General features: G+C 65.9%; 1 pseudogene. It reads left to right on the top strand.

Going from position 1 to position 255, the window contains the following annotated elements:
* Positions 1-255 (top strand): annotated as a pseudogene (locus tag AC5ZGW_RS47945) (IS21 family transposase); the annotation flags it as partial.

A 255-nucleotide genomic window follows, 5' to 3' on the forward strand; every position in this document is an offset into this window, starting at 1 on the left:
TCGATGAAGCTGTTCGTCGCGGCGATGGGCGCCTCCAACTATACCTACGCCGAGGCCTGCCCAAGCGAGGGGCTCGCCGACTGGATCCGCCTCCACATCAACCTTTTCGCCTCCCTCGGCGGCGCGCCGACATTCGTGGTCTGCGACAATCTCAAGGCCGCCGTCACCAATCCCGACCGCCACGATCCCGGCCTCAACCGAACCTATGCCGAGATGGCGAGCCATTACGGCACGGCCATTCTCGCAGCCCGGCCG

The sequence above is a fragment of the Bradyrhizobium sp. Crot121 genome, from assembly GCF_059512385.1.